This window comes from Agrilactobacillus yilanensis, assembly GCF_003946725.1.
Taxonomy (GTDB): Bacteria; Bacillota; Bacilli; order Lactobacillales; family Lactobacillaceae; genus Agrilactobacillus; species Agrilactobacillus yilanensis.
Window position 1 is genome coordinate 229,607 of record NZ_RHOY01000003.1, and the last position, 18,810, is coordinate 248,416.

Below are 18,810 nucleotides of genomic sequence, written 5' to 3' on the forward strand. Positions count from 1 at the left end.
CCTATAATTTCTTACGATCAAATAATTTAACCGTTAAATATAATAAACCAATAGCTAGGCCAACTGTAATACACATGCTGGGCCATAAATCAAAAAATTTAGTGTCATCCTTTACAATTGTCAAATTTTTGGAAACTAGCGAAATAGGATTATAATTCACAGCACCTTTATAAAGATTAATTAAATTAAAAATAATCATTACGATAACTGTCCCCAATAACCCACCAAAATTATTATTTATCATAGTTGATGTAAATAATAATAAACTCACTAAAAGCAAACCGAATATAAATAGTGGCCAAAGCGCCAACCAAATATGAGGACTTTTATTGTCTGGGAAATAATAATGTGTATAGCCTAAAGTTACTATAAAACATAGCCCAATACTCAACAGCCATTGTCCAAACAAAACGAAGCCTTTACTAAAAATTACAACCCGTCTCTGTAGCCCTTTCGTCAATAGATTCGTCAAACTACCTTTAGCTAATTCGTGACTCATCGTACCACTAAAAATAATGGCAAATAAATAAAGCCCCATCTGACTGATATTTTTATAAAATTGTAACCATGAGTCTAAAGAAGTTGGATCAGGAAATGGAATTGTTGTTTTTAAGCTCATTTTTAAAAGTTCTGGCGTTAATTTTGCAGTTAAAGGATTTAAAATACCAAATATAAAAAATACAATTACTAAAATTAATATTTTTCTTGTACGCCAAGTTTCCATAATTTCTTTTTTTATAAATGCGATTGTTATCATGATTGCATCACCTGTAAAAATATTTGTTCTAATGTTGGTTCTACTTGATTAAAGGCCAATGGCACTAGGTCATGAGTCAATAACAAACTCAATATTTTCTGGCTAGCTGTTTTATAATCTGACCCATAAGAAACCAGCAATTTATTTTCTTGAACTTCACCAATTAAGGCCAGTTCGTTTATGATTAGCTGTTGTCCTGCTTTTGCCTGTGCTATATCTTGGAATGTTAATGCAATCTGCGGCTTTAAATAAGTTTTTTTAAGATTTGTTAAAGTGTCGGTAACTTGTAGTTGCCCATGGTGCAAAATACCAATTTCATCACAAACTGTCTGAACATCGCTCAAAATATGTGTTGAAAAAAGAATTGTGATTTTTCCCCTGAGGCGTGTTAACAACTGTAAAAAATCATGGCGGCCTTCTGGGTCTAATGCTGAAGTTGGTTCATCACAGATTAATAATTCAGGATCATTTAAAAGTGCTTGTGCGATCCCTAGCCGTTGCCGCATACCTCTTGAAAAGCCTTTAATCCGATGCTTGTTATTTGGCAGACCTACGAGTTGTAGCATTGTTTCAATTTTTTCAGCCCGTTCTTGTTTTGCTATTTTTGTAATTTCACCACATAACTGTAAATATTCTGTTGCTGTCATATAATCATAAAACTCAGGGACATCTGGTAAATAACCAATCACTTGATTTGTTGCCGTTTGCCCAAAATTAACTTGCTGTCCTTTTACAAAGATTGTGCCAGTGTCTGGTTTATCAAGCCCTAGAATTAACTTCATCGTTGTTGTTTTGCCAGCGCCATTTTCACCCACAAAGCCAAAAATACTGCCTTGTGGCACAATTAAATTTAAATCTTTTAATACTGACTTTGCACCAAAGGCTTTGGTGACACCCTTTAATTCCAACATGTTCATGCCGTTTCACCCCGGCCAAACATGAAATAAAATACTGGTCCGATAATTTGAAAGAAAATAACAATCACTAACCAGAGTACTTTATTGCCAAAACGATATTGGGGATGTTTGAGTACATGAACCACTGCAGCGATCATGAGACCAAATTCCAAAATTACTAGGGGAATCAATAAGGGTAAATTATCTAATAAAAGTTGTGCATTATTCATGATTTTACGCTCCTATACTTTTTATTTTCTGTAGAATTTCTTGAAATTCTGGCTTATTTTGATATGGCGCTAAATAGGGATTATTTATAATTAATGCGATTAAACCTGCCTGGACTTGTGAACTATTCCGTGGCATTTGCGCGCCTAAATCCAATTGATCTAACCATTCTTGAATTAAGTCAAAGTAGACATCCCCGTGGAGTTGCAACGGAAATTGTGTTTTTGCTAATAAGTCAGCATAGTTATTCAACACTTCAAACAGTTGAGGCTCTGCTTGCAATTGTGCAAAGCCAACAATTGCTGAAGCTTGAAAATTTAATAAGCTTACGGGATGTAACGTTTCTAATTCAAAAAGTTCGGCTAGTTTTTGTCCTCGACGATAGGTTTCATTAAATTTATCAGCATCATCCATAAGTTCAGCTAAATAATTGGAAAACAGACTCATCGTTACAAATACATATTGGGCTAAGGCACTCTGCAAAGTTCTTCTAGCGCGAACATGATCATTTTTTAGGCGAAAGGCCCCAGCAATTAAAGTTTCTGTGGGAAAATAAGGCGGAACATATGCGCCTAATGCGTCTAAAACAGCTTCAGGTTTTTCTAAAACTAATAACGTATAGGCTTCATAGTCCCGAGCCTGAATAATCAAAGCGGGATCCTTCGCATTTTTACGGACGTGGACAAATAAAGTTTGGGCTTCTTGCATGTATTTTGAGATTTTTGTTTCATCTTGCCCGGGAAATAAATCATAATGATTCATAATTAAGAGCCCCATCTGCAAAATGAATGGATAACATGCATAATAGCGTTGAATAAAACCACGAATTGTCTTTAAAACTTCTGCTCCAGATTGCTTATCAAAGGCCTTGGTCAACATTTTATAGATATGTCGAATTTCTTCACTTGTCAATTGAGCGTTATATCCTAATAAAGTATCTATACTAATGTCAAAATAAGCAGCCAAAAGCGGTAATAAATTAATATCTGGACAAGTTTGTCCAGTCTCCCATTTTGAGACGGCCGCTTTAGAGACACCAATAAAATCAGCGAGTTCCTGTTGTGTAATTTGTTTTTCTTTTCTATGCTGCGTAATAATAATGCCTAAATCCATTTCACAGCCCCCTTTATGTAACTTAATTGTACAGAAAGGAAAAGCGGCGTTCAACAGAGTTGTTGTTAACTTATAAGGTTTAAAAACAACTTAACGTTGACTAAAATCATTGCATAAGCAGTGCTAAATTTATATCAATCAAAAAAAACGCCAATTAAGTTATAAAACTTAATTGGCGTTCTCAACAGTTTATAATGACACAACCATGGACTATTTAATACTTTTAGATAAGCCATATCATTAAGATGTTTAAAACATTAACATTCTCTCATTATGTTGTCAAGATATTGTTAGAAATTAATTATCTTGTAGAATACATTTGGTTATGCTTCTTCTGCTGGTTCTAGCTCTACAGTTTCTTCAACATCAGGGTCTTTTTTAAAGACTTCTTTAAAATTGAAGAAAACATTTAAAGTAATTGCTGTGATTGACCCAGACAAGATCCCACTACCAAAAATATTTTGAACTAATTCTGGGAATTGAGCATAAAAGTTAGGATAAGTAGATGGTAACATTGCAACCCCAACACTCAAACCAATAATCAGCATATTTTGATTACCATCGAAATTGACGCCTTTCAAAATACCAACAGCACTACCGATGATAACTCCAAATAGGGCAAAGCCCACGCCCCCAAATACAGGTTTGGGAATAGCTGAAATCAAGGCAGAAAACTTAGGTACAAAACCTATCAGGATTAACATGAAGCCAGCCGTTGCAGTGGCATAACGACTCTTAACTTTTGATAAGTTCAAGACACCAACGTTTGGAATAAAAGCTGTTGGTTGAACTGAGTTAAATAAACCTGAAAGGAAAGTATTAATCCCTAATGTTTTTAGTGTTCTACCAAATTGATCTTTAGTCATTTTCTTATCCGCAATGTCATGAATACCCATGGCTGTTCCTGAAACTTCAACCATCCCTAAGATCATTACGATCAAGAATGAAATGATAGAAACAATATCAAACTTTGGTAAACCATAATGTAACGGTAAAATCAAACCAAAGAGTGGTGCTTCAGAGATCGATGAGAAATCCATCATGCCTAGGAAAATAGCCGCGATAGTACCAACAATCAATGAAATTAAAATTGTCAAATTACCTAATAAACCTTTGAAATATTTACTGATAATTATATGGAAGACAAAAATAGATAATGCAAGTAATAATGGCTTAGCATCAATACTTTTAGTTAAATCATATGCATTATTGCCCATCATCCAATGATAAGCGTTAGGTAATAGCGCGGTACTTAAAACGATTAGATTGGTACCAACGACAACTGGCGGGAAAAACCGCTGTAACTTAGCCCAAAACGGCGCTAACAAGAAACAGACAATACCACTGATTATCGTTGATCCGGCCATCACCTGAAAGCCGACATTTAGATTTGGTGCACTCTTTAACGTAGAAATCATAACTGGAACGACTGCAAAACTCGCACCCATGATCATAGGGACCATCGGGCTTGTCCTAGGAATAACATTTAATGCAGCTAAGATAGAAGATAACCCAGCACTGAAGATAACAGCACTGATCAAAAATCTGGTTTGTTCTTCAGGTAAGCCGACACTTGTTGCCACAATTAATGGAACTGGAATCGCACCTAAAACGGCAATAACTGTATGTTGAAATCCAAGAAGTAGATTTTTCCCCAAAGGTAGCTTTTCGTCTACTTCAGCAACGTGTTTATTTTCCATATGTTAAATACCCCTACATATTGACTGAACATCCGCTATTAACTACCTATTATTTAACTTTTCTACCTTCTGCAGCTATTTCAACCGCATCAACGATCTTTTGATAGCCTGTGCACCGGCACATATTCCCAGACAATGCCCGACGAATTTCTTCTCTTGAAGGATCAGGATTGTCTTCTAAGAATTGTTCACTAGAAACAACCATCCCTGGAATACAGAAACCACATTGAACTGCACCTGCTTTAACGAAGGCATCTTGAACATCGCTTAATGTACCATCAGGATTAGTAACACCTTCAATTGTTGTTACAACCTTGCCATCTACCCAAACTGCGAGATAGATACAAGAATCCACTGTTTCTTTATCTACACCGACTGTACAAGCGCCACATTCACCAACGCCACAGCCTTCTTTAGTCCCGGTTAAACCGAAGTCTGTCCGAAGCATTTCCAACAAACTTTTACGAACGTCAACACGGCATGATACGGGTTCATCATTTAATGTAAAATGAATAACTTTTTCCATGATTACGCCTCCCCAATTGCAGCCATAATATTACGGCCAGGCAAGATTTGAACTAAATGATCACGATATTCCTTAGACGCACGCCATGAATTCCGTGTATTCGTATCTTCTAAGCAAAGTTTACCGATTTCAGCCATTGTTTCTTCTGAAATTGCTTTACCTTTAGCATAAGCTTCGGCTTTTGCCATTCTGATTGGCGTTGGTGCAGCAACACCAAAGCAAACCCGTAGATCTTCAATAACGTCGTTTTCAACTTTAAGTAGACAAGCACAACTTAAGTTAGCAATATCTAAAGCATGACGTTGGGCAAATTTTGTGTAATGTCCTTGGTAGCCTTCGTAATCTGCTTTTGCAATCTTAATTTTTACTAAAATATCACCAGGTTCTAGGTCTACCCAACCAGCACCCTTATAAAATTCGGCAATTGGTACATTCTTAACACCATTTGGTGAATGAATTTCTAAAACTGCATTATAAGCAAATAGTGTTGGTGCACTGTCTGCAGATGTCGCTCCGTTACAAACATTACCGCCAATAGTTCCGGCATTTCTTGTTTGTGGTCCACCGACTAAAGCAACTGCTTCACTCAGTAATGGTGCATGTTCTTTAACTAATGGATTTGTTTCAACATCTGTAAAGGAATTCATTGAACCAATGACTAATGTTTCATCGTCATCAAGATAGATATCTTGTAAATCAGGAATACGTGTAATTCCGATTAATGGTGCATCCACAAAGCCTTCTTTACGTTCACGAGATTTTACTAACACATCAGTCCCGCCGGCAATTAAACGTGCCTTAGGATCTTCTTTGATTAAATCAAAAACATCTTGTAAGCTTTTCGCTTCATTATATCCAGTAATGTCATACATTTTTATTTGCCTCTTTTCTAAATGATGTCAGCTTTTTTCAAGTGTTCAAAGACGTTTTGGGTTGATAATGGCATATTGTTAATACCAACAGTTGTTGCATCTTTTACGGCATTACGTAAAGCTGCAGCTGGAGAACAAAGTGGGTTTTCACCTAAAGACTTGTTCCCATAAGGGCCCAAAGGATCTTCGCTTTCTACAAACATTTGATCTAGATCAGGGACGTCCATAAATGTTGGAATCTTATAATCCAACAAGTTATTGTTTAATGGTTTGCCTTTTGCATTATAGCGAACACCTTCGCCCATGCCATAGCCAATACCCATAACCATACCACCATCAACTTGACCAGAAGCCAATAATGGATTAATGATTTTACCTGAATCATGAACATTCATGATACTCAAAATCTCTGTACGGCCAGTTTCAACATCAACTTCTACTTGTGCAAAAGTACAGCCAGATGCATAAGAGTTATTATGGATATTCACTGAAGCGCTGGCTTCAAGAGCTTTACCATAATGCATATCATAATAAGAAGCCATTGCTACATCTTCAAGAGAAGCAATCTTTTGATTATTATGCACATAGACAACATTACCGTCTACAATATCAATAAATTCTGGACGAACATCATACATACGAGAAGACAAGTCAATTAACTTGTTCCGCATTTTTTCAGCGGCCTCTCGAACAGCATAACCAGAAATATAAGTTTGACGTGAAGCGTAAGCACCAGGATCAAACGGATCAATATCTGTATCGGTCATAGAATCTCTAATGATCTTGTCATAAGAAACGCCTAATGTATCAGCAGCCATTTGTGAGAAGGCTGTATCAGCCCCTTGTCCAATTTCAGTTGCCCCTAACATCAATTTGAAGGAAGCATCTGGCATTAAGATCAAGCGCGCACTAGAAACTTCTAGCCCGAATGGATAAACGGCAGTCCCATAAGAGAAGGCAGCTACACCAACACCACGACGTTTGTCGCCGGTTTTATGTTTTAAGCTATCTGCTAGTTTTTCATCCCAATGGAAAGCTTCTCTACCTTTTTCAAGACATTCAACTGGTTTGAAGTCAAATTGCTGTACCTTACTTAATTCATTAAAGAAGCCTTCTGGGCGACAGTTCATTGTTCTGAATTTAATTGGATCCATCCCAATTTTGTCACAAGCATCTTCAACTAAAGATTCTAAGGCAAATGTTACTTGCGGAATCCCGTAACCACGCATAGCGCCGGCAGTGGCGATATTTGTATAAACTGTTCTAGCATCATAACGGAAGTTTTCCATCTTATAAAGTGCATTGATGAATGAACCACCCTTACTACCAATTGCATGACCGTGTGATGCATAACCGCCTTGGTTAGAATAAACGTTAAAATCAACGGCAGTGATCGTACCATCTTTTTTAACACCCATTTCAACATCATAATCAATCGCATGACGTGTCCGTGTAAATGCAATTGATTCTTCACGAGTTAACCGTAATTGAACGGGTTTACCACCGCAAGCCATACTCATAGCAACGGTTAAAGGTTCAATTGTAATTTCCTGTTTGTTACCAAAGCCCCCACCGATAAATGGTTTTTTAACCCGAACTTGTGCCCATGAAATACCAATTGCTTGGGCAATAATCCGACGGCAAATATAAGGGATTTGTGTAGAACTGATACAAGTCCAACGTTGATCATCGCTTCTAAAAGCAACGGCAACTTGACTTTCCATATGAATATGTTGTTGTGGTGAAGTTGAGAATGACTCTTTCACAACGTAATCCGCTTCAGCCATGCCTTTCTTGACATCGCCATAGCCTGCTGTTGTATGTGCAATCGTATTATCACGTTCTTCATGAATACGCATTGCGTCATCAGCAATTGCTTCTTTTGGTGTCAAATAAACCGGATATTCTTCATATTCCACCTTAATTTTTTCAATTGCTTTAACAGCTTGTAATTCTGTCTTAGCAACAACGGCTGCGATTTCGTCACCATAAACTCGAATTTCACGTGTTAATAGTTGACGATCCTCAATATCCCGTTTAGCTGGATCCAAACCATAAGGATGGCCTGCTGTCCCGAACTTGTTTTGTGGTAAGTCCTCTGGTAAAAGAACTTTCACAACACCTGGCATTTTTTCAGCTTCAGAAATATCATACTTTACAACGCGACCGTGTGTAATTGTCGCATGCATGATTTTACCGTGTAACTGATTGGCAATCGGAAAATCCTCCGTGAATTTTGCCTGACCTGTGACTTTTGCAACCGCATCCCAGCGTTGCTCAGTCTTTCCAACGATACCTTTTTTCTCCATTGTGTTTTCCTCCTTCTTGAACTTTAGCTTTCATTTCAGAGTGTATGTAGTATTAAACAAAAGACGCTTTAATAATGTAAGCGTTTTTTGTTCCGAGTAAACTGTAACATATTGTTAAATTGTAAACAACAATAAATTATTATTAAAATCAGAATAACAAGACAGTTAAAATACTCTACAAACACTATTATACCACACTTTACAGCGGATTAATACAAAATTATCAATTTTGATTTTCGATCATTTTGCCATTAAAAACATTTTGGTTTGTGAATTTTTTTAGATGGTTTCTAGACAGATTATTTTTTAGGCACCTAAAAAATAATCAATCTATCTAATTGAGAGTGATTATTGATTAAGTGAAAAAAGCTGATTTTATCAGGCTTTTGATTCATTTTTGTTTGAAATACAACCATATTCTTTAAATATACTATTTTTATTCCTATGGTATATGATCAAGAACTGAATTTGAAATTAAAAATTATAAATCCTTTTCCTTCCTATTATAAGGGTCTATTTTTTGATTATAATTTAACGGCTAATTCAGCTGTTAGAGAACAGTTGAAAAAATGCATTAAAAAATTTGAATAATATTTTTAATTGTATTATTTAAAATTAAATAAATTAACATTTAATTTTAGTATAGTTTAACAAATTTAAATTATCTATTTTTGAATATTTCATTCAAAAATTACTTTGTGCAAAAAATCACTTGTAATTATTTTTTTGTCGTCTATAATGACAAGTGTGAACTACCTTAACAACGAGAGGGGAAATTAGCATGAAAGCTGCAGTTGTACGCGATCCAGTCGATGGTTTTGTCGATATTAAAGATGTTACACTCCGCCCTATCAAATCTGGGGAAGCACTAGTTGATATGGAATATTGTGGACTATGTCACACAGATTTACACGTTGCTGCCGGAGATTTTGGTGAAGTACCCGGTAGAATCATTGGACACGAAGGTGTTGGTATCGTTTCACAAATTGCCGATGACGTTACTTGTTTGAAAGTCGGTGATCGTGTATCTATCGCCTGGTTCTTTAGTGGTTGTGGTCATTGTGAATACTGCCTAACTGGTAGAGAAGCACTTTGCCGTAACGTTAAAAATTCAGGTTTCACTGTTGATGGTGCCATGGCACAACAATGTATTGTTGATGCTGCTTATGCTGTCAAAGTTCCAGAAGGTTTAGATCCAATTGAAGCAACTTCACTAACTTGTGCTGGCGTTACTACATATAAGGCTTTAAAAGTTGGTGAAACAAAACCTGGTCAATGGGTCGAAGTTGTTGGTGCTGGTGGTCTTGGTAACTTGGCCGTTCAGTATGCTAAAAATGTCTTTGGTGCACATGTCATTGCTGTAGATGGTAATGATGATAAACTTGCTGCTGCTAAAGAAAATGGTGCTGATATCTTGATCAATCGTCATGATTCAGATGTTGGTCAACAAATTCAAGAAAAAGTTGGCGGTGTTCATAATTCTATCGTTACAGCGGTTACAACAGACGCCTTTAAACAATCTGTTGATGCGCTACGTCCTGATGGCCGCTTAGTAGCCGTAGCATTACCTAGTGGTGCTATGGAATTAAATATTGCTAAAACTGTTTTAGACGGTATCCAAGTCGTTGGTTCTTTAGTTGGTACCCGGACAGACTTAGCTGAAACTTTCCAATTCGGCGCTGAAGGCAAAGTTCATCCAATTGTTCAAACTTGTCGCCTAGATGATATTAATGACATCATTAAAGAAATGAAGTCAAATAGTATCGTAGGCCGGATGGTTGTTGACTTTACCAAAGAATAATTTAAATTAATTAATTAAAAACGAATAAGTCCCTAACTTGACCAGTGATGATTGAGTTAGGGACTTATTTATTTAATTTAAAAACTGCTCTCTCTTTTAATGAACTCAGTAGCATACACCGTCAACTGAGGTGTATGTTTATGTTTCGGATCTTCTATTTGCTTTTTTAATAAAGAAACTGCTTTGCGTCCCATGAGTTCAGTTTGCGAATGGATCGTACTCAAAGCAGGTGTTGTAAATTTTGCAATGGCCACATCATCAAAACTCACAATATTAACCCGATCGGGTACTGCTATCTCATGCTGTGCCAAGGCCTTTAAAGCCCCTACAGCCATCGCATCACTCCCGATAATAAAGCCATGGGGTAATTGATCCCCTAGTTTTTGAATGGCATCAGACATCAATTTAAACCCTGATTCTGGTGTATATGCGCCTTTAAATACAAAGTTTGGATTAAACAAGTTCAATGATTTTAAATAATTAGTAAACGTAATTAACCTAGGGTCTCGAACTATTTTTTGTTCCCGCAAAGTTGCCTCTTGTCCGATCAGCATGCCAATATCTTCAATCTGATGCTGACGATAGTAATCAATAATTACCTCAATTGGTGTTTCATAGTCACTGCAAACACTGTCAAATCCTTGAGCCAATAAACTTTGATCTACAAAAACCAGTGGAACTTTTAATTGTTTTAAAAGTTCCACTTCCGTTAAGTCAAATTTACCAACTAAAATTAAACCATTTAAATCAACCGACTTCAGATCTAATAATTGCTCTAAGGTTAATATTTCTGTAGTCATGCCAAAGCCATTTGCCCGATCTTCAGCGCCATATTGCACCTGTAGATAATATAAATCACTGAGTTCTTGATTAATTTTACGCCATTGAACAATACCAATTTTAGCCTTTATTGGTTGTTTTGTCTTTTTGGATTTGCGTTTGTAATGTAGCTGTTCTGCAGCTTGCAAGACCCGTTGCCGTGTCTCTTCAGTCACTGAAAGTGTCTCGTCAAAATTCAAAATTCTAGATACAGTGGCAATCGACACTTCAGCTAACTGTGCAATATCTTTAATTGTTGCCATAATTTCACCCTTACATCTTTTATGCGTTAGTATAACTACAATTATACTTCACGAAACTATTTTTTAGTAAAAATTAAATAAAATACTAAATTAATTTAGCAAAAATAACCAGTACTGCTGCAAATGCTATAATGAAGTTAATTCAACAAAGGGGTGATTTGATGGCCAATTATATTAAAGACATCCGTGCTAAAGTAGATCACATGCCAATTCTGTTAAATGCTGCTGCAGGTGCGATTGTCAATGACCAGCACCAAATTTTATTGCAAGAACGGGCAGATACCCATGACTGGAGCCTCCCCGGCGGCTATATGGAATACGGTGAAAGTTTCGAACAAACTGTATTGAGAGAAGTTGCCGAAGACAGTGGTCTAAATGTCGAAATCATTGCACCAATCAATATTTTTGATCAGGGATTCACTGAATATCCTAATGGTGATGTCGCACAAGTCATCAGTATGCTCTATCTTGTTGCGCCAATCGGTGGCCACTTGATTGAAGCACCCACTGATGAAACATTAAGCTTGCGTTATTTTGATTTTGATAATCTTCCACCATTGTTAAATCAGCAAAACAAAGACATGATCCAAGCAACTAAAAATTATATCCCACAAACAAATATGTAATCAAAAAAGCCAGGTCAACATTGACCTGACTTTTTTTGATTATTAAACTAATTTACGTTCATAAGGATCTGAGCTAATACCGGCTTCAAGAATCACTTTAGACCATTCTTTTGCTGAGAATAATGAATGATCTTTATAATTACCACAGCTATAAATATCCGTTCCTGGTACATCTGACCATTGAATATCATTAGCGATTGCTGTTAAAGCAGACTTCAAAGCTTGTGCAACCTCTACAGTACTGTGTTGACCCCAAACAATCAAATGAAACCCAGTCCGACAGCCAAATGGTGAACAGTCAATTACACCAGTCATTCGATCACGTAAAAGCCCAGCTAGTAAATGTTCAATGGTATGTAATCCAGCCGTTGGAATGGCATTTTCATTTGGTTGAACTAATCGTAAATCATAATTAGAAATAATATCACCTTTTGGTCCTTTTTCTTCAGCAATTAAACGGACATAAGGCGCTAAAACCTTTGTATGATCTAATTTAAAACTTTCAACTTCTGCCATAATTTTACAACTTCCTTTATATTAAAATTTAAGAATTCAAGGTTCCATCTTTAATGTAACCACGAATTTAAAGAATACTCAAATCTTATTTAGTTATCCCCTAAAATACATCAAAAAATCACTTCAGGACCTACACTTATTTCACAGACTCTGTTATGATTAAATTCAACTTGTTTTTTCTAATCATAATGCAATAAAACATATTTACATTTTTGAAAAGTTAAACTAGGGTACATGTTGGGAGGCCCTCGTACATATGAATGATGTTCTTGATTTTCGAAATGGCATTAAAGATGTCGTGCCCACCTTATTTGGCTATATTGGGGTTGGGATTGCTTTTGGAATTGTTGCTAAAACCAGCCATTTATCCGTGTGGATGGTTTTATTTATGTCGCTGATTGTTTATGCTGGTTCAGCACAATTTATCATCGCCAGTATGTTGCTAGCCAGTAGTCCGATTAGTGCTATTGTTATTTCCACAATTTTAATTAACGCTCGGATGAGCCTGATGAGTATGGCTGTGGCGCCTTACCTTAAGGATGAAAGTTTTGCTAAAAATATCGGTGTGGGTACCTTATTGACCGATGAGACCTTCGCACTTTCGATGAATAAAATGAATTATACAGATAATAAATTAGATAGCCACTGGTTCAATTCCGCCAATTTAGTAGCTTATCTTGTTTGGGCTTTAGCAACCGTTGCTGGTAATTTGATTGGCGGCCTTTTTCCGGACCCAGCTGTGTTAGGTTTAGACTTTGCAGTGGTTGCCATGTTTATCGGTCTTTTATATTTACAAATCATCGCTGATCGTACGAGACCCCTAGCCCGTCATTTTCAAGTATTTTTATTTGTTGCCTTAGCCATGTTTATTTTAATGCGCTTTTTACCGGGTAATTCAGCAATTCTAGTAGCCACAATTTTAGGCTGCATCTTTGGTATGGTGGTGAATCATAATGACTAGTAAAGTTTATCTCACAATTTTTCTATGCGGACTAGCAACTTGGTTGATTCGAGTTGTACCGTTTATGCTTGTAAAAAACTTTAAGATTCCGCCAATGCTAATGCGATTTTTAAGTTTTGTCCCCGTGGCTATTTTGAGCGCCATTTTTGTAGAAAGTCTCTTAATCTACCATACTGGTCATTGGCCAAGTATTAACTTTGGTAATTTCTTAGCTTCAATCCCGGCGATTATTACGGCGATCATTTCAAAAAGTCTCTTAGCTGTGGTTGTTGTCGGTGTTATTGCGATGGCGTTAATTCGTTTTTTAGGATTAGTTTGAAAAAAATAATTAAAAAGTGTTGACAAATATATAATAATAATCTAATATAAATTTCATAATTTAATTCGTCCATAAACCGTTGAAGTGGAGATCAAGATTATCGTGCCCGTAAAGAGAGTTGCTAGTTGATGGGAATGCAACCGAACGCAGATAGTTAAATGGACCACAGAGGGTTCTTCTGAAAGTATTGTCTAGTATGAAGAAACGTCAGGTATACGTCAGTTACCGGAGGGGTGTTGGCCCCTTGCTAAGGGTGATCGAATCGTTATTTGGGGTAGTTTACTATCTAAAAATAACGTTATTTGGTCAAATTAAGGTGGCACCGCGGGTAAATCCGTCCTTAACAATTCAACTTGTTATGGACGGATTTTTTTGTACCCAAATGGAGGTTTTAACTATGAAATCATTTAAACGATGGCAAAGATTACCGTTAGACTTTAATAACCGTATTTAATATAAGTCAATTTTGGAGGTAATCTCATGATTAAAGAAGCATTAATGAAAGTTGTTAATCAAAAAAATTTATCTTTTGATGAAAGTCACGCTGTTCTGACAGAAATTATGACAGGTCAAGTTCCAGAATCACAAATCGCCAGTCTTTTGACTGCCTTAACCATTAAAAATACAACGCCTGATGAAATCGCTGGTGCAGCTTTGGCGATGCGTCAACAAGCTTTGGCTTTTCCCAAAACCGATGATCTTTTAGAAATTGTCGGTACTGGTGGTGATCATTCTAATTCCTTTAACATTTCTTCTACAGCAGCGCTAGTCATTGCTGCTGCAGGTACTAAAGTTGCCAAGCACGGCAATCGCGCTGCCTCTTCTAAGAGTGGTGCTGCTGATGTTTTAGAAGCTTTAGGCCTTAACATCAATCAAACACCAGCTGAAAGCTTTCAAAGTTTAGAAAAAAACAACTTCTGCTTCTTGTTTGCTCAAGAGTACCATCGTTCAATGAAATACGTCGCACCAGTACGCAAAGCTTTAGGTTTTAGAACCATCTTTAACGTTTTAGGGCCTTTAGCTAATCCGGCAAATCCACAAAAAATATTATTCGGCGTTTACGATGCCAACTTATTAGAACCTATGGCAGCCGTGTTAAATAAATTAGGTATTCAACACGCCTTGATCATTCATAGTGAAGATGGCCTAGATGAGTTAACGACCACTGCTGATAATCAGATTGTAACCTTGGATAATGGCAAAATGACACATAGCGTTTTGACACCAGAATCCTTAGGCTTCAAACGCGCCCGTTCCGAAGATCTTCTGGGTGGCACACCTTTAGAAAACGCACAAATTACTAAGGCAATCTTGAATAATCACGCCGGTCCTAAATTAGATACCGTCTTATTAAATGCCGGTGTTGCTTTACATTTAGCACATCCCGAATTCAGTATTCCCGAAGGCATTTTATTAGCCCGCGAAACAATCGCTAGCGGTGCAGCTACTCAATTATTAACTCGTTTAATTCGCTTTTCAAACAATCAGGATGTGGTGGCATGATTTTAGATGATCTCGTTGCAGCAACGACCAAAAGATTAGTTACTGAAAAATCAAAATTATCACTTGCTGCCTTAAAAGCAGAGGTCAGCCAGTTGCCAATAACAAAAAGTACCTTTGCTAAAACCTTACAACAGCCAGGCTTGCATATTATCGGTGAACTAAAACAAGCTTCCCCCTCTAAAGGCCAAATTGTAACGGATTTTCCTTATTTACAAATTGCCAAGGAATATGCATTAGCCCAAGTAACAGCCATCTCCGTTTTAACCGAACCGGACTATTTTAAAGGACAGTTAACTTATCTTGAAAAAGTCCATCAAGTCACCGATTTACCATTGCTGCGCAAGGATTTTACAATTGATCCTTATATGATTTACCAAGCTAAAATCAGCGGTGCCAGTATTATTTTATTAATCGTTGCTATTTTGACTGACGCTCAACTACACGACTATCTTCATCTAGCAAAGGACCTAGGTTTAGATGCCATCGTCGAAGTCCACGATGCCCAAGAAATCCGTCGCGCTTTAGCTGCCAATGCAAAAATTATCGGTATTAATAATCGTAATTTAAAAGATTTCTCTGTTGATCTACAGCACAGCCAACAATTACGACAATTAATTCCTGCAACGATTCCAGTAATTGCAGAAAGTGGTTTAAAAACACCGACCGATGTAAAAACAGTCTATCAAGCCGGATTTAACGGTGTTTTAATCGGTGAATCTCTAATGCGTGCCAAAAATAAAGTTCAATTAGTTCAGCAATTTCAGGCGGTGATTTAATGACCCAAGTCAAAATATGTGGGCTAATGACCTTAAGCGATGTTGCTGCGGTCAATACAACAACGGCAGATTTTGCAGGTTTTGTATTTGCCCCTAGCCGGCATCAAATTGACATCCCCACTGCAACACTTCTGAAAAAGCATTTAAATCCGCGAATTAAAACTGTGGGGGTCTTCGTCCATGAAAGTTATGAAACCATTACTAAAATTTATCAATCTGGCCTAATTGATCTTGTTCAGCTACATCAAAATTATGAGTCCAATTTAAATCAACGATTACACAAAGATGGTCTACCAATTATTCAAGTTTTTCAAAATCAATCCCCAAAGAATCAAGTTCAAGCCGACTACATTATGGTAGATAGTGGTCAAGGTAGTGGTCAAACACTCACTTGGCAGCCCTTGCCAACAATCACCAAACCCTTAATTTTAGCTGGCGGCTTAACACCAGAAAACGTCGCACAAGCCATCTCCGTTGTCCAACCAACTATTGTTGATGTTTCCAGCGGCGTTGAAGTAGCCCATCACAAATCAATTGCTAAAATACAGCAATTTGTAAATAATGCAAAAGGAGCTTAATTATGAAAAATTCAATTAAATTAGATAAAAATGGTTATTACGGTGAATTCGGTGGTAAATATATTCCCGAAACACTGATGAATGAACTGGAAAAAATCGATCAAGCTTACCATCACTTAAAAACAGATCCTAAATTTCAAGAAGAATTAACTGATCTGCTCCGTAACTACGCTAATCGTCCCTCTTTATTGTATTACGCTAAAAATATGACCGATGATTTAGGTGGTGCTCAAATCTATTTAAAACGTGAAGATTTAAATCATACTGGTGCCCATAAAATCAATAATGTTTTAGGCCAAGCTTTAGTCGCTAAACATTTAGGTAAAACTCGATTGATCGCTGAAACAGGTGCTGGTCAACATGGGGTTGCAACGGCCACGGTTGCTGCATTATTGGGCATGTCTTGTGAAGTGTTCATGGGTAAAGAAGATACTGATCGTCAACGTTTGAATGTCTATCGAATGGAATTGTTAGGTGCCAAAGTGCATAGTGTCACCAGTGGTTCCATGGTTTTAAAAGATGCCGTTAATGCCACCATGCAAGAATGGGCTAGTCGCGTAGATGACACGTTTTACTTAATGGGTTCTGCTGTAGGTCCTTATCCTTTCCCAGAAATGGTACACGACTTCCAAAGTGTTATCAGCAAAGAAACTAAAATTCAGTTGGCCGCTCAAAAACATCAACTACCTGATATGGTGGTTGCCTGTGTCGGTGGTGGTAGTAATGCAATTGGTAGCTTTGCCGACTTTATTGACGATCCCACAGTTCAATTGGTTGGCGCTGAAGCAGCCGGTCGAGGTATTGATACAAAAGATACAGCAGCCACAATTGAACTAGGCAGTACTGGTATCTTCCATGGTATGAAATCTATTTTCTTACAAGATGAAAACGGCCAGATTAATCCGGTCTACTCCATTTCAGCAGGCCTTGATTATCCTGGCGTTGGCCCAGAGCACTCTGCTTTAGCCAAAGCAAATCGGGCGCAATATGTTGGCATTACGGATGATGAAGCCGTAAATGCTTTTGAATATATCGCAAAGCAAGAAGGTATCATCGCCGCAATTGAAAGCTGCCATGCTGTAGCCTATGTTCAAAAAATTGCCCCTAAAATGCGCAAGGATCAAATTATTGTTTGCACCCTTTCTGGCCGTGGCGATAAAGATGTATCTAGCGTTTTAAAATATAAAGGAGTCGATCTTGATGTCTAATTTAAAATCTGTTTTTAAAAATCGTAAAGCTTTTATTCCCTTTGTTGTTGCCGATGATCCTGATTTTGATACCACCGTTGCTAACGTCGTAGCTTTAGCCAATAATGGTGCGGACATTGTCGAAATTGGTATTCCATTCTCTGATCCAGTAGCTGATGGCCCCGTCATTCAAGCTGCTGATCTACGGGCATTTGAAAATGATGTCACCCCAACTAAAATTTTTGCAATGGTTGCCGAAATCCGCAAACAAACCGCTATTCCAATTGTCTTTTTAACTTACTTAAATATTGTTTTCAAATATGGCTATGATGCGTTCTGCCAAAAGTGCCAAGCTTTACAAATTGATGGTCTTGTTATCCCAGATATGCCTTATGAATCTAGAACTGATCTGGCCCCTTTTGCCGACAAATATAACATCGATCTCATTCCATTAATTACCCCTACTTCTGGACATCGAATCGAAAAAATTGCTCAGGCAGCAACTGGTTTTATCTACGTTGTTTCTTCCTTGGGTATTACGGGTCAACGAGATAGTTTTGATGAAAAGTTGACCGATCTAGTGACCGAAATTAACAAATATACAACGATACCAACAGCTATCGGCTTTGGGATTCATACTCCAGAGCAAGCACAGCATATGGCAACCATTGCTGATGGCGCTATTATCGGCAGTGCTATTGTTGATATCGTGGCGCAATACAAACAAGATGCACCCACACATCTAGCAGCTTATGCACAAACTATGCGTCAAGCGTTGGATAATGCTACAGAGAAAGTTTAAACAATTCTAATACCAAAAAATAAAAATTGGCTTTATTACTTGATGCACCTACCGTCTAGTAGTAAAACCAATTTTTATGTCAAATTTTTAGCTATACAGACATTTATTTTGTTTTCTATTAATGATATAATATTATCAGATTGTTGGAATCGCTTACAGATAGTACCTTGAAACTTCGTTCTAACAAAGGCCTAACATTAAAAATAGTATTGTTTGGTAAATACTAATTAGCATAGTTCACCTGTTACACTACATAAT

At 37.2% G+C, this 18,810-nt stretch carries 19 protein-coding genes; 9 read left to right on the forward strand and 10 right to left on the reverse strand.

The features are described from left to right. Position 1 precedes the first annotated feature (1 nt). From EKM93_RS04045 to xdhA, 8 genes are all read right to left on the reverse strand, one after another. On the reverse strand, positions 2-757 hold the full coding sequence (locus EKM93_RS04045; RefSeq protein ID WP_225423619.1) for an ABC transporter permease: 756 nt from the start codon (positions 755-757) through the stop codon (positions 2-4). After that, positions 754-1,674 (reverse strand): ABC transporter ATP-binding protein, encoded by a 921-nt coding sequence (locus EKM93_RS04050; RefSeq protein ID WP_125713309.1) that lies wholly within the window; start codon positions 1,672-1,674, stop codon positions 754-756. The genes EKM93_RS04045 and EKM93_RS04050 overlap by 4 nt, the downstream gene beginning before the upstream one ends. Next, complete coding sequence (locus tag EKM93_RS04055) at positions 1,671-1,883, reverse strand: PLD nuclease N-terminal domain-containing protein (protein ID WP_125713310.1); 213 nt, start codon at positions 1,881-1,883, stop codon at positions 1,671-1,673. Before EKM93_RS04055 ends, EKM93_RS04050 begins: the two co-directional genes overlap by 4 nt. Positions 1,884-1,887: 4 nt before the next feature. Beyond that, positions 1,888-2,994, reverse strand: a complete 1,107-nt coding sequence (locus EKM93_RS04060) for a helix-turn-helix domain-containing protein (protein WP_125713312.1) — start codon at positions 2,992-2,994, stop codon at positions 1,888-1,890. Between the two features lie 323 nt (positions 2,995-3,317). Continuing rightward, positions 3,318-4,694: a uracil-xanthine permease family protein gene (locus EKM93_RS04065; RefSeq protein ID WP_125713314.1), complete on the reverse strand. Its 1,377-nt coding sequence runs from the start codon at positions 4,692-4,694 to the stop codon at positions 3,318-3,320. Between the two features lie 49 nt (positions 4,695-4,743). Further along, positions 4,744-5,220 (reverse strand): xanthine dehydrogenase subunit XdhC, encoded by a 477-nt coding sequence (gene xdhC / locus EKM93_RS04070; protein ID WP_125713316.1) that lies wholly within the window; start codon positions 5,218-5,220, stop codon positions 4,744-4,746. 2 nt (positions 5,221-5,222) lie between these two features. Continuing rightward, the gene (gene xdhB, locus EKM93_RS04075; protein WP_125713318.1) at positions 5,223-6,092 is read right to left on the reverse strand and encodes a xanthine dehydrogenase subunit XdhB; all 870 of its coding nucleotides are present in this window, start codon (positions 6,090-6,092) and stop codon (positions 5,223-5,225) included. Between the two features lie 17 nt (positions 6,093-6,109). Further along, positions 6,110-8,401 carry a xanthine dehydrogenase subunit XdhA gene (xdhA, locus tag EKM93_RS04080; protein WP_125713320.1) on the reverse strand — a complete coding sequence of 764 codons (2,292 nt, stop codon included), beginning with the start codon at positions 8,399-8,401 and terminating at the stop codon, positions 6,110-6,112. Positions 8,402-9,182: 781 nt separating this feature from the next. On the opposite strand from xdhA, the gene adhP reads away from it, so the two are divergent. Then, positions 9,183-10,202 (forward strand): alcohol dehydrogenase AdhP, encoded by a 1,020-nt coding sequence (gene adhP, locus EKM93_RS04085; RefSeq protein ID WP_125713322.1) that lies wholly within the window; start codon positions 9,183-9,185, stop codon positions 10,200-10,202. A gap of 77 nt (positions 10,203-10,279) precedes the next feature. Here adhP and EKM93_RS04090 read toward each other — a convergent pair whose 3' ends face one another. Further along, positions 10,280-11,284 carry a LacI family DNA-binding transcriptional regulator gene (locus EKM93_RS04090; protein ID WP_125713324.1) on the reverse strand — a complete coding sequence of 335 codons (1,005 nt, stop codon included), beginning with the start codon at positions 11,282-11,284 and terminating at the stop codon, positions 10,280-10,282. A 161-nt stretch (positions 11,285-11,445) separates the two neighbouring features. Here EKM93_RS04090 and EKM93_RS04095 point away from each other — a divergent pair, with 161 nt between their 5' ends. After that, positions 11,446-11,910, forward strand: a complete 465-nt coding sequence (locus EKM93_RS04095; RefSeq protein WP_125713325.1) for an NUDIX hydrolase — start codon at positions 11,446-11,448, stop codon at positions 11,908-11,910. 42 nt (positions 11,911-11,952) lie between these two features. On the opposite strand, the gene EKM93_RS04100 is transcribed toward EKM93_RS04095, so the two are convergent. Then, positions 11,953-12,426: an S-ribosylhomocysteine lyase gene (locus EKM93_RS04100; protein WP_125713327.1), complete on the reverse strand. Its 474-nt coding sequence runs from the start codon at positions 12,424-12,426 to the stop codon at positions 11,953-11,955. Positions 12,427-12,682: 256 nt separating this feature from the next. Here EKM93_RS04100 and EKM93_RS04105 point away from each other — a divergent pair, with 256 nt between their 5' ends. The 7 genes from EKM93_RS04105 (at position 12,683) to trpA (ending at position 18,552) form a co-directional block, all read left to right on the forward strand. Then, the gene (locus tag EKM93_RS04105; RefSeq protein ID WP_125713329.1) at positions 12,683-13,387 is read left to right on the forward strand and encodes an AzlC family ABC transporter permease; all 705 of its coding nucleotides are present in this window, start codon (positions 12,683-12,685) and stop codon (positions 13,385-13,387) included. Beyond that, positions 13,380-13,706, forward strand: a complete 327-nt coding sequence (locus EKM93_RS04110; RefSeq protein WP_125713331.1) for an AzlD domain-containing protein — start codon at positions 13,380-13,382, stop codon at positions 13,704-13,706. Before EKM93_RS04105 ends, EKM93_RS04110 begins: the two co-directional genes overlap by 8 nt. A gap of 480 nt (positions 13,707-14,186) precedes the next feature. Further along, the gene (gene trpD, locus EKM93_RS04115) at positions 14,187-15,209 is read left to right on the forward strand and encodes an anthranilate phosphoribosyltransferase (protein ID WP_125713333.1); all 1,023 of its coding nucleotides are present in this window, start codon (positions 14,187-14,189) and stop codon (positions 15,207-15,209) included. Continuing rightward, positions 15,206-15,985 carry an indole-3-glycerol phosphate synthase TrpC gene (trpC, locus tag EKM93_RS04120; RefSeq protein WP_125713335.1) on the forward strand — a complete coding sequence of 260 codons (780 nt, stop codon included), beginning with the start codon at positions 15,206-15,208 and terminating at the stop codon, positions 15,983-15,985. The genes trpD and trpC overlap by 4 nt, the downstream gene beginning before the upstream one ends. Then, complete coding sequence (locus tag EKM93_RS04125) at positions 15,985-16,563, forward strand: phosphoribosylanthranilate isomerase (protein WP_125713337.1); 579 nt, start codon at positions 15,985-15,987, stop codon at positions 16,561-16,563. Before trpC ends, EKM93_RS04125 begins: the two co-directional genes overlap by 1 nt. Positions 16,564-16,565: 2 nt before the next feature. After that, on the forward strand, positions 16,566-17,771 hold the full coding sequence (gene trpB / locus EKM93_RS04130) for a tryptophan synthase subunit beta (RefSeq protein WP_125713339.1): 1,206 nt from the start codon (positions 16,566-16,568) through the stop codon (positions 17,769-17,771). Next, positions 17,764-18,552 carry a tryptophan synthase subunit alpha gene (gene trpA, locus EKM93_RS04135; RefSeq protein ID WP_125713341.1) on the forward strand — a complete coding sequence of 263 codons (789 nt, stop codon included), beginning with the start codon at positions 17,764-17,766 and terminating at the stop codon, positions 18,550-18,552. The genes trpB and trpA overlap by 8 nt, the downstream gene beginning before the upstream one ends. The last annotated feature ends 258 nt before the right edge of the window (positions 18,553-18,810 follow it).

Excerpts from the sequence above, each read along its gene's own strand:
- xdhB (WP_125713318.1), bottom strand. The coding sequence starts at position 6,092 with ATGTATGACATTACTGGATATAATGAAGCGAAAAGCTTACAAGATGTT.
- EKM93_RS04125 (WP_125713337.1), top strand. The coding sequence starts at position 15,985 with ATGACCCAAGTCAAAATATGTGGGCTAATGACCTTAAGCGATGTTGCT.
- xdhA (WP_125713320.1), bottom strand. The coding sequence starts at position 8,401 with ATGGAGAAAAAAGGTATCGTTGGAAAGACTGAGCAACGCTGGGATGCG.
- adhP (WP_125713322.1), top strand. The coding sequence starts at position 9,183 with ATGAAAGCTGCAGTTGTACGCGATCCAGTCGATGGTTTTGTCGATATT.
- trpA (WP_125713341.1), top strand. The coding sequence starts at position 17,764 with ATGTCTAATTTAAAATCTGTTTTTAAAAATCGTAAAGCTTTTATTCCC.
- trpC (WP_125713335.1), top strand. The coding sequence starts at position 15,206 with ATGATTTTAGATGATCTCGTTGCAGCAACGACCAAAAGATTAGTTACT.
- EKM93_RS04050 (WP_125713309.1), bottom strand. The coding sequence starts at position 1,674 with ATGAACATGTTGGAATTAAAGGGTGTCACCAAAGCCTTTGGTGCAAAG.
- EKM93_RS04060 (WP_125713312.1), bottom strand. The coding sequence starts at position 2,994 with ATGGATTTAGGCATTATTATTACGCAGCATAGAAAAGAAAAACAAATT.
- EKM93_RS04055 (WP_125713310.1), bottom strand. The coding sequence starts at position 1,883 with ATGAATAATGCACAACTTTTATTAGATAATTTACCCTTATTGATTCCC.
- EKM93_RS04045 (WP_225423619.1), bottom strand. The coding sequence starts at position 757 with ATGATAACAATCGCATTTATAAAAAAAGAAATTATGGAAACTTGGCGT.
- EKM93_RS04110 (WP_125713331.1), top strand. The coding sequence starts at position 13,380 with ATGACTAGTAAAGTTTATCTCACAATTTTTCTATGCGGACTAGCAACT.
- trpD (WP_125713333.1), top strand. The coding sequence starts at position 14,187 with ATGATTAAAGAAGCATTAATGAAAGTTGTTAATCAAAAAAATTTATCT.
- EKM93_RS04105 (WP_125713329.1), top strand. The coding sequence starts at position 12,683 with ATGAATGATGTTCTTGATTTTCGAAATGGCATTAAAGATGTCGTGCCC.
- EKM93_RS04100 (WP_125713327.1), bottom strand. The coding sequence starts at position 12,426 with ATGGCAGAAGTTGAAAGTTTTAAATTAGATCATACAAAGGTTTTAGCG.
- EKM93_RS04095 (WP_125713325.1), top strand. The coding sequence starts at position 11,446 with ATGGCCAATTATATTAAAGACATCCGTGCTAAAGTAGATCACATGCCA.
- EKM93_RS04090 (WP_125713324.1), bottom strand. The coding sequence starts at position 11,284 with ATGGCAACAATTAAAGATATTGCACAGTTAGCTGAAGTGTCGATTGCC.
- xdhC (WP_125713316.1), bottom strand. The coding sequence starts at position 5,220 with ATGGAAAAAGTTATTCATTTTACATTAAATGATGAACCCGTATCATGC.
- trpB (WP_125713339.1), top strand. The coding sequence starts at position 16,566 with ATGAAAAATTCAATTAAATTAGATAAAAATGGTTATTACGGTGAATTC.
- EKM93_RS04065 (WP_125713314.1), bottom strand. The coding sequence starts at position 4,694 with ATGGAAAATAAACACGTTGCTGAAGTAGACGAAAAGCTACCTTTGGGG.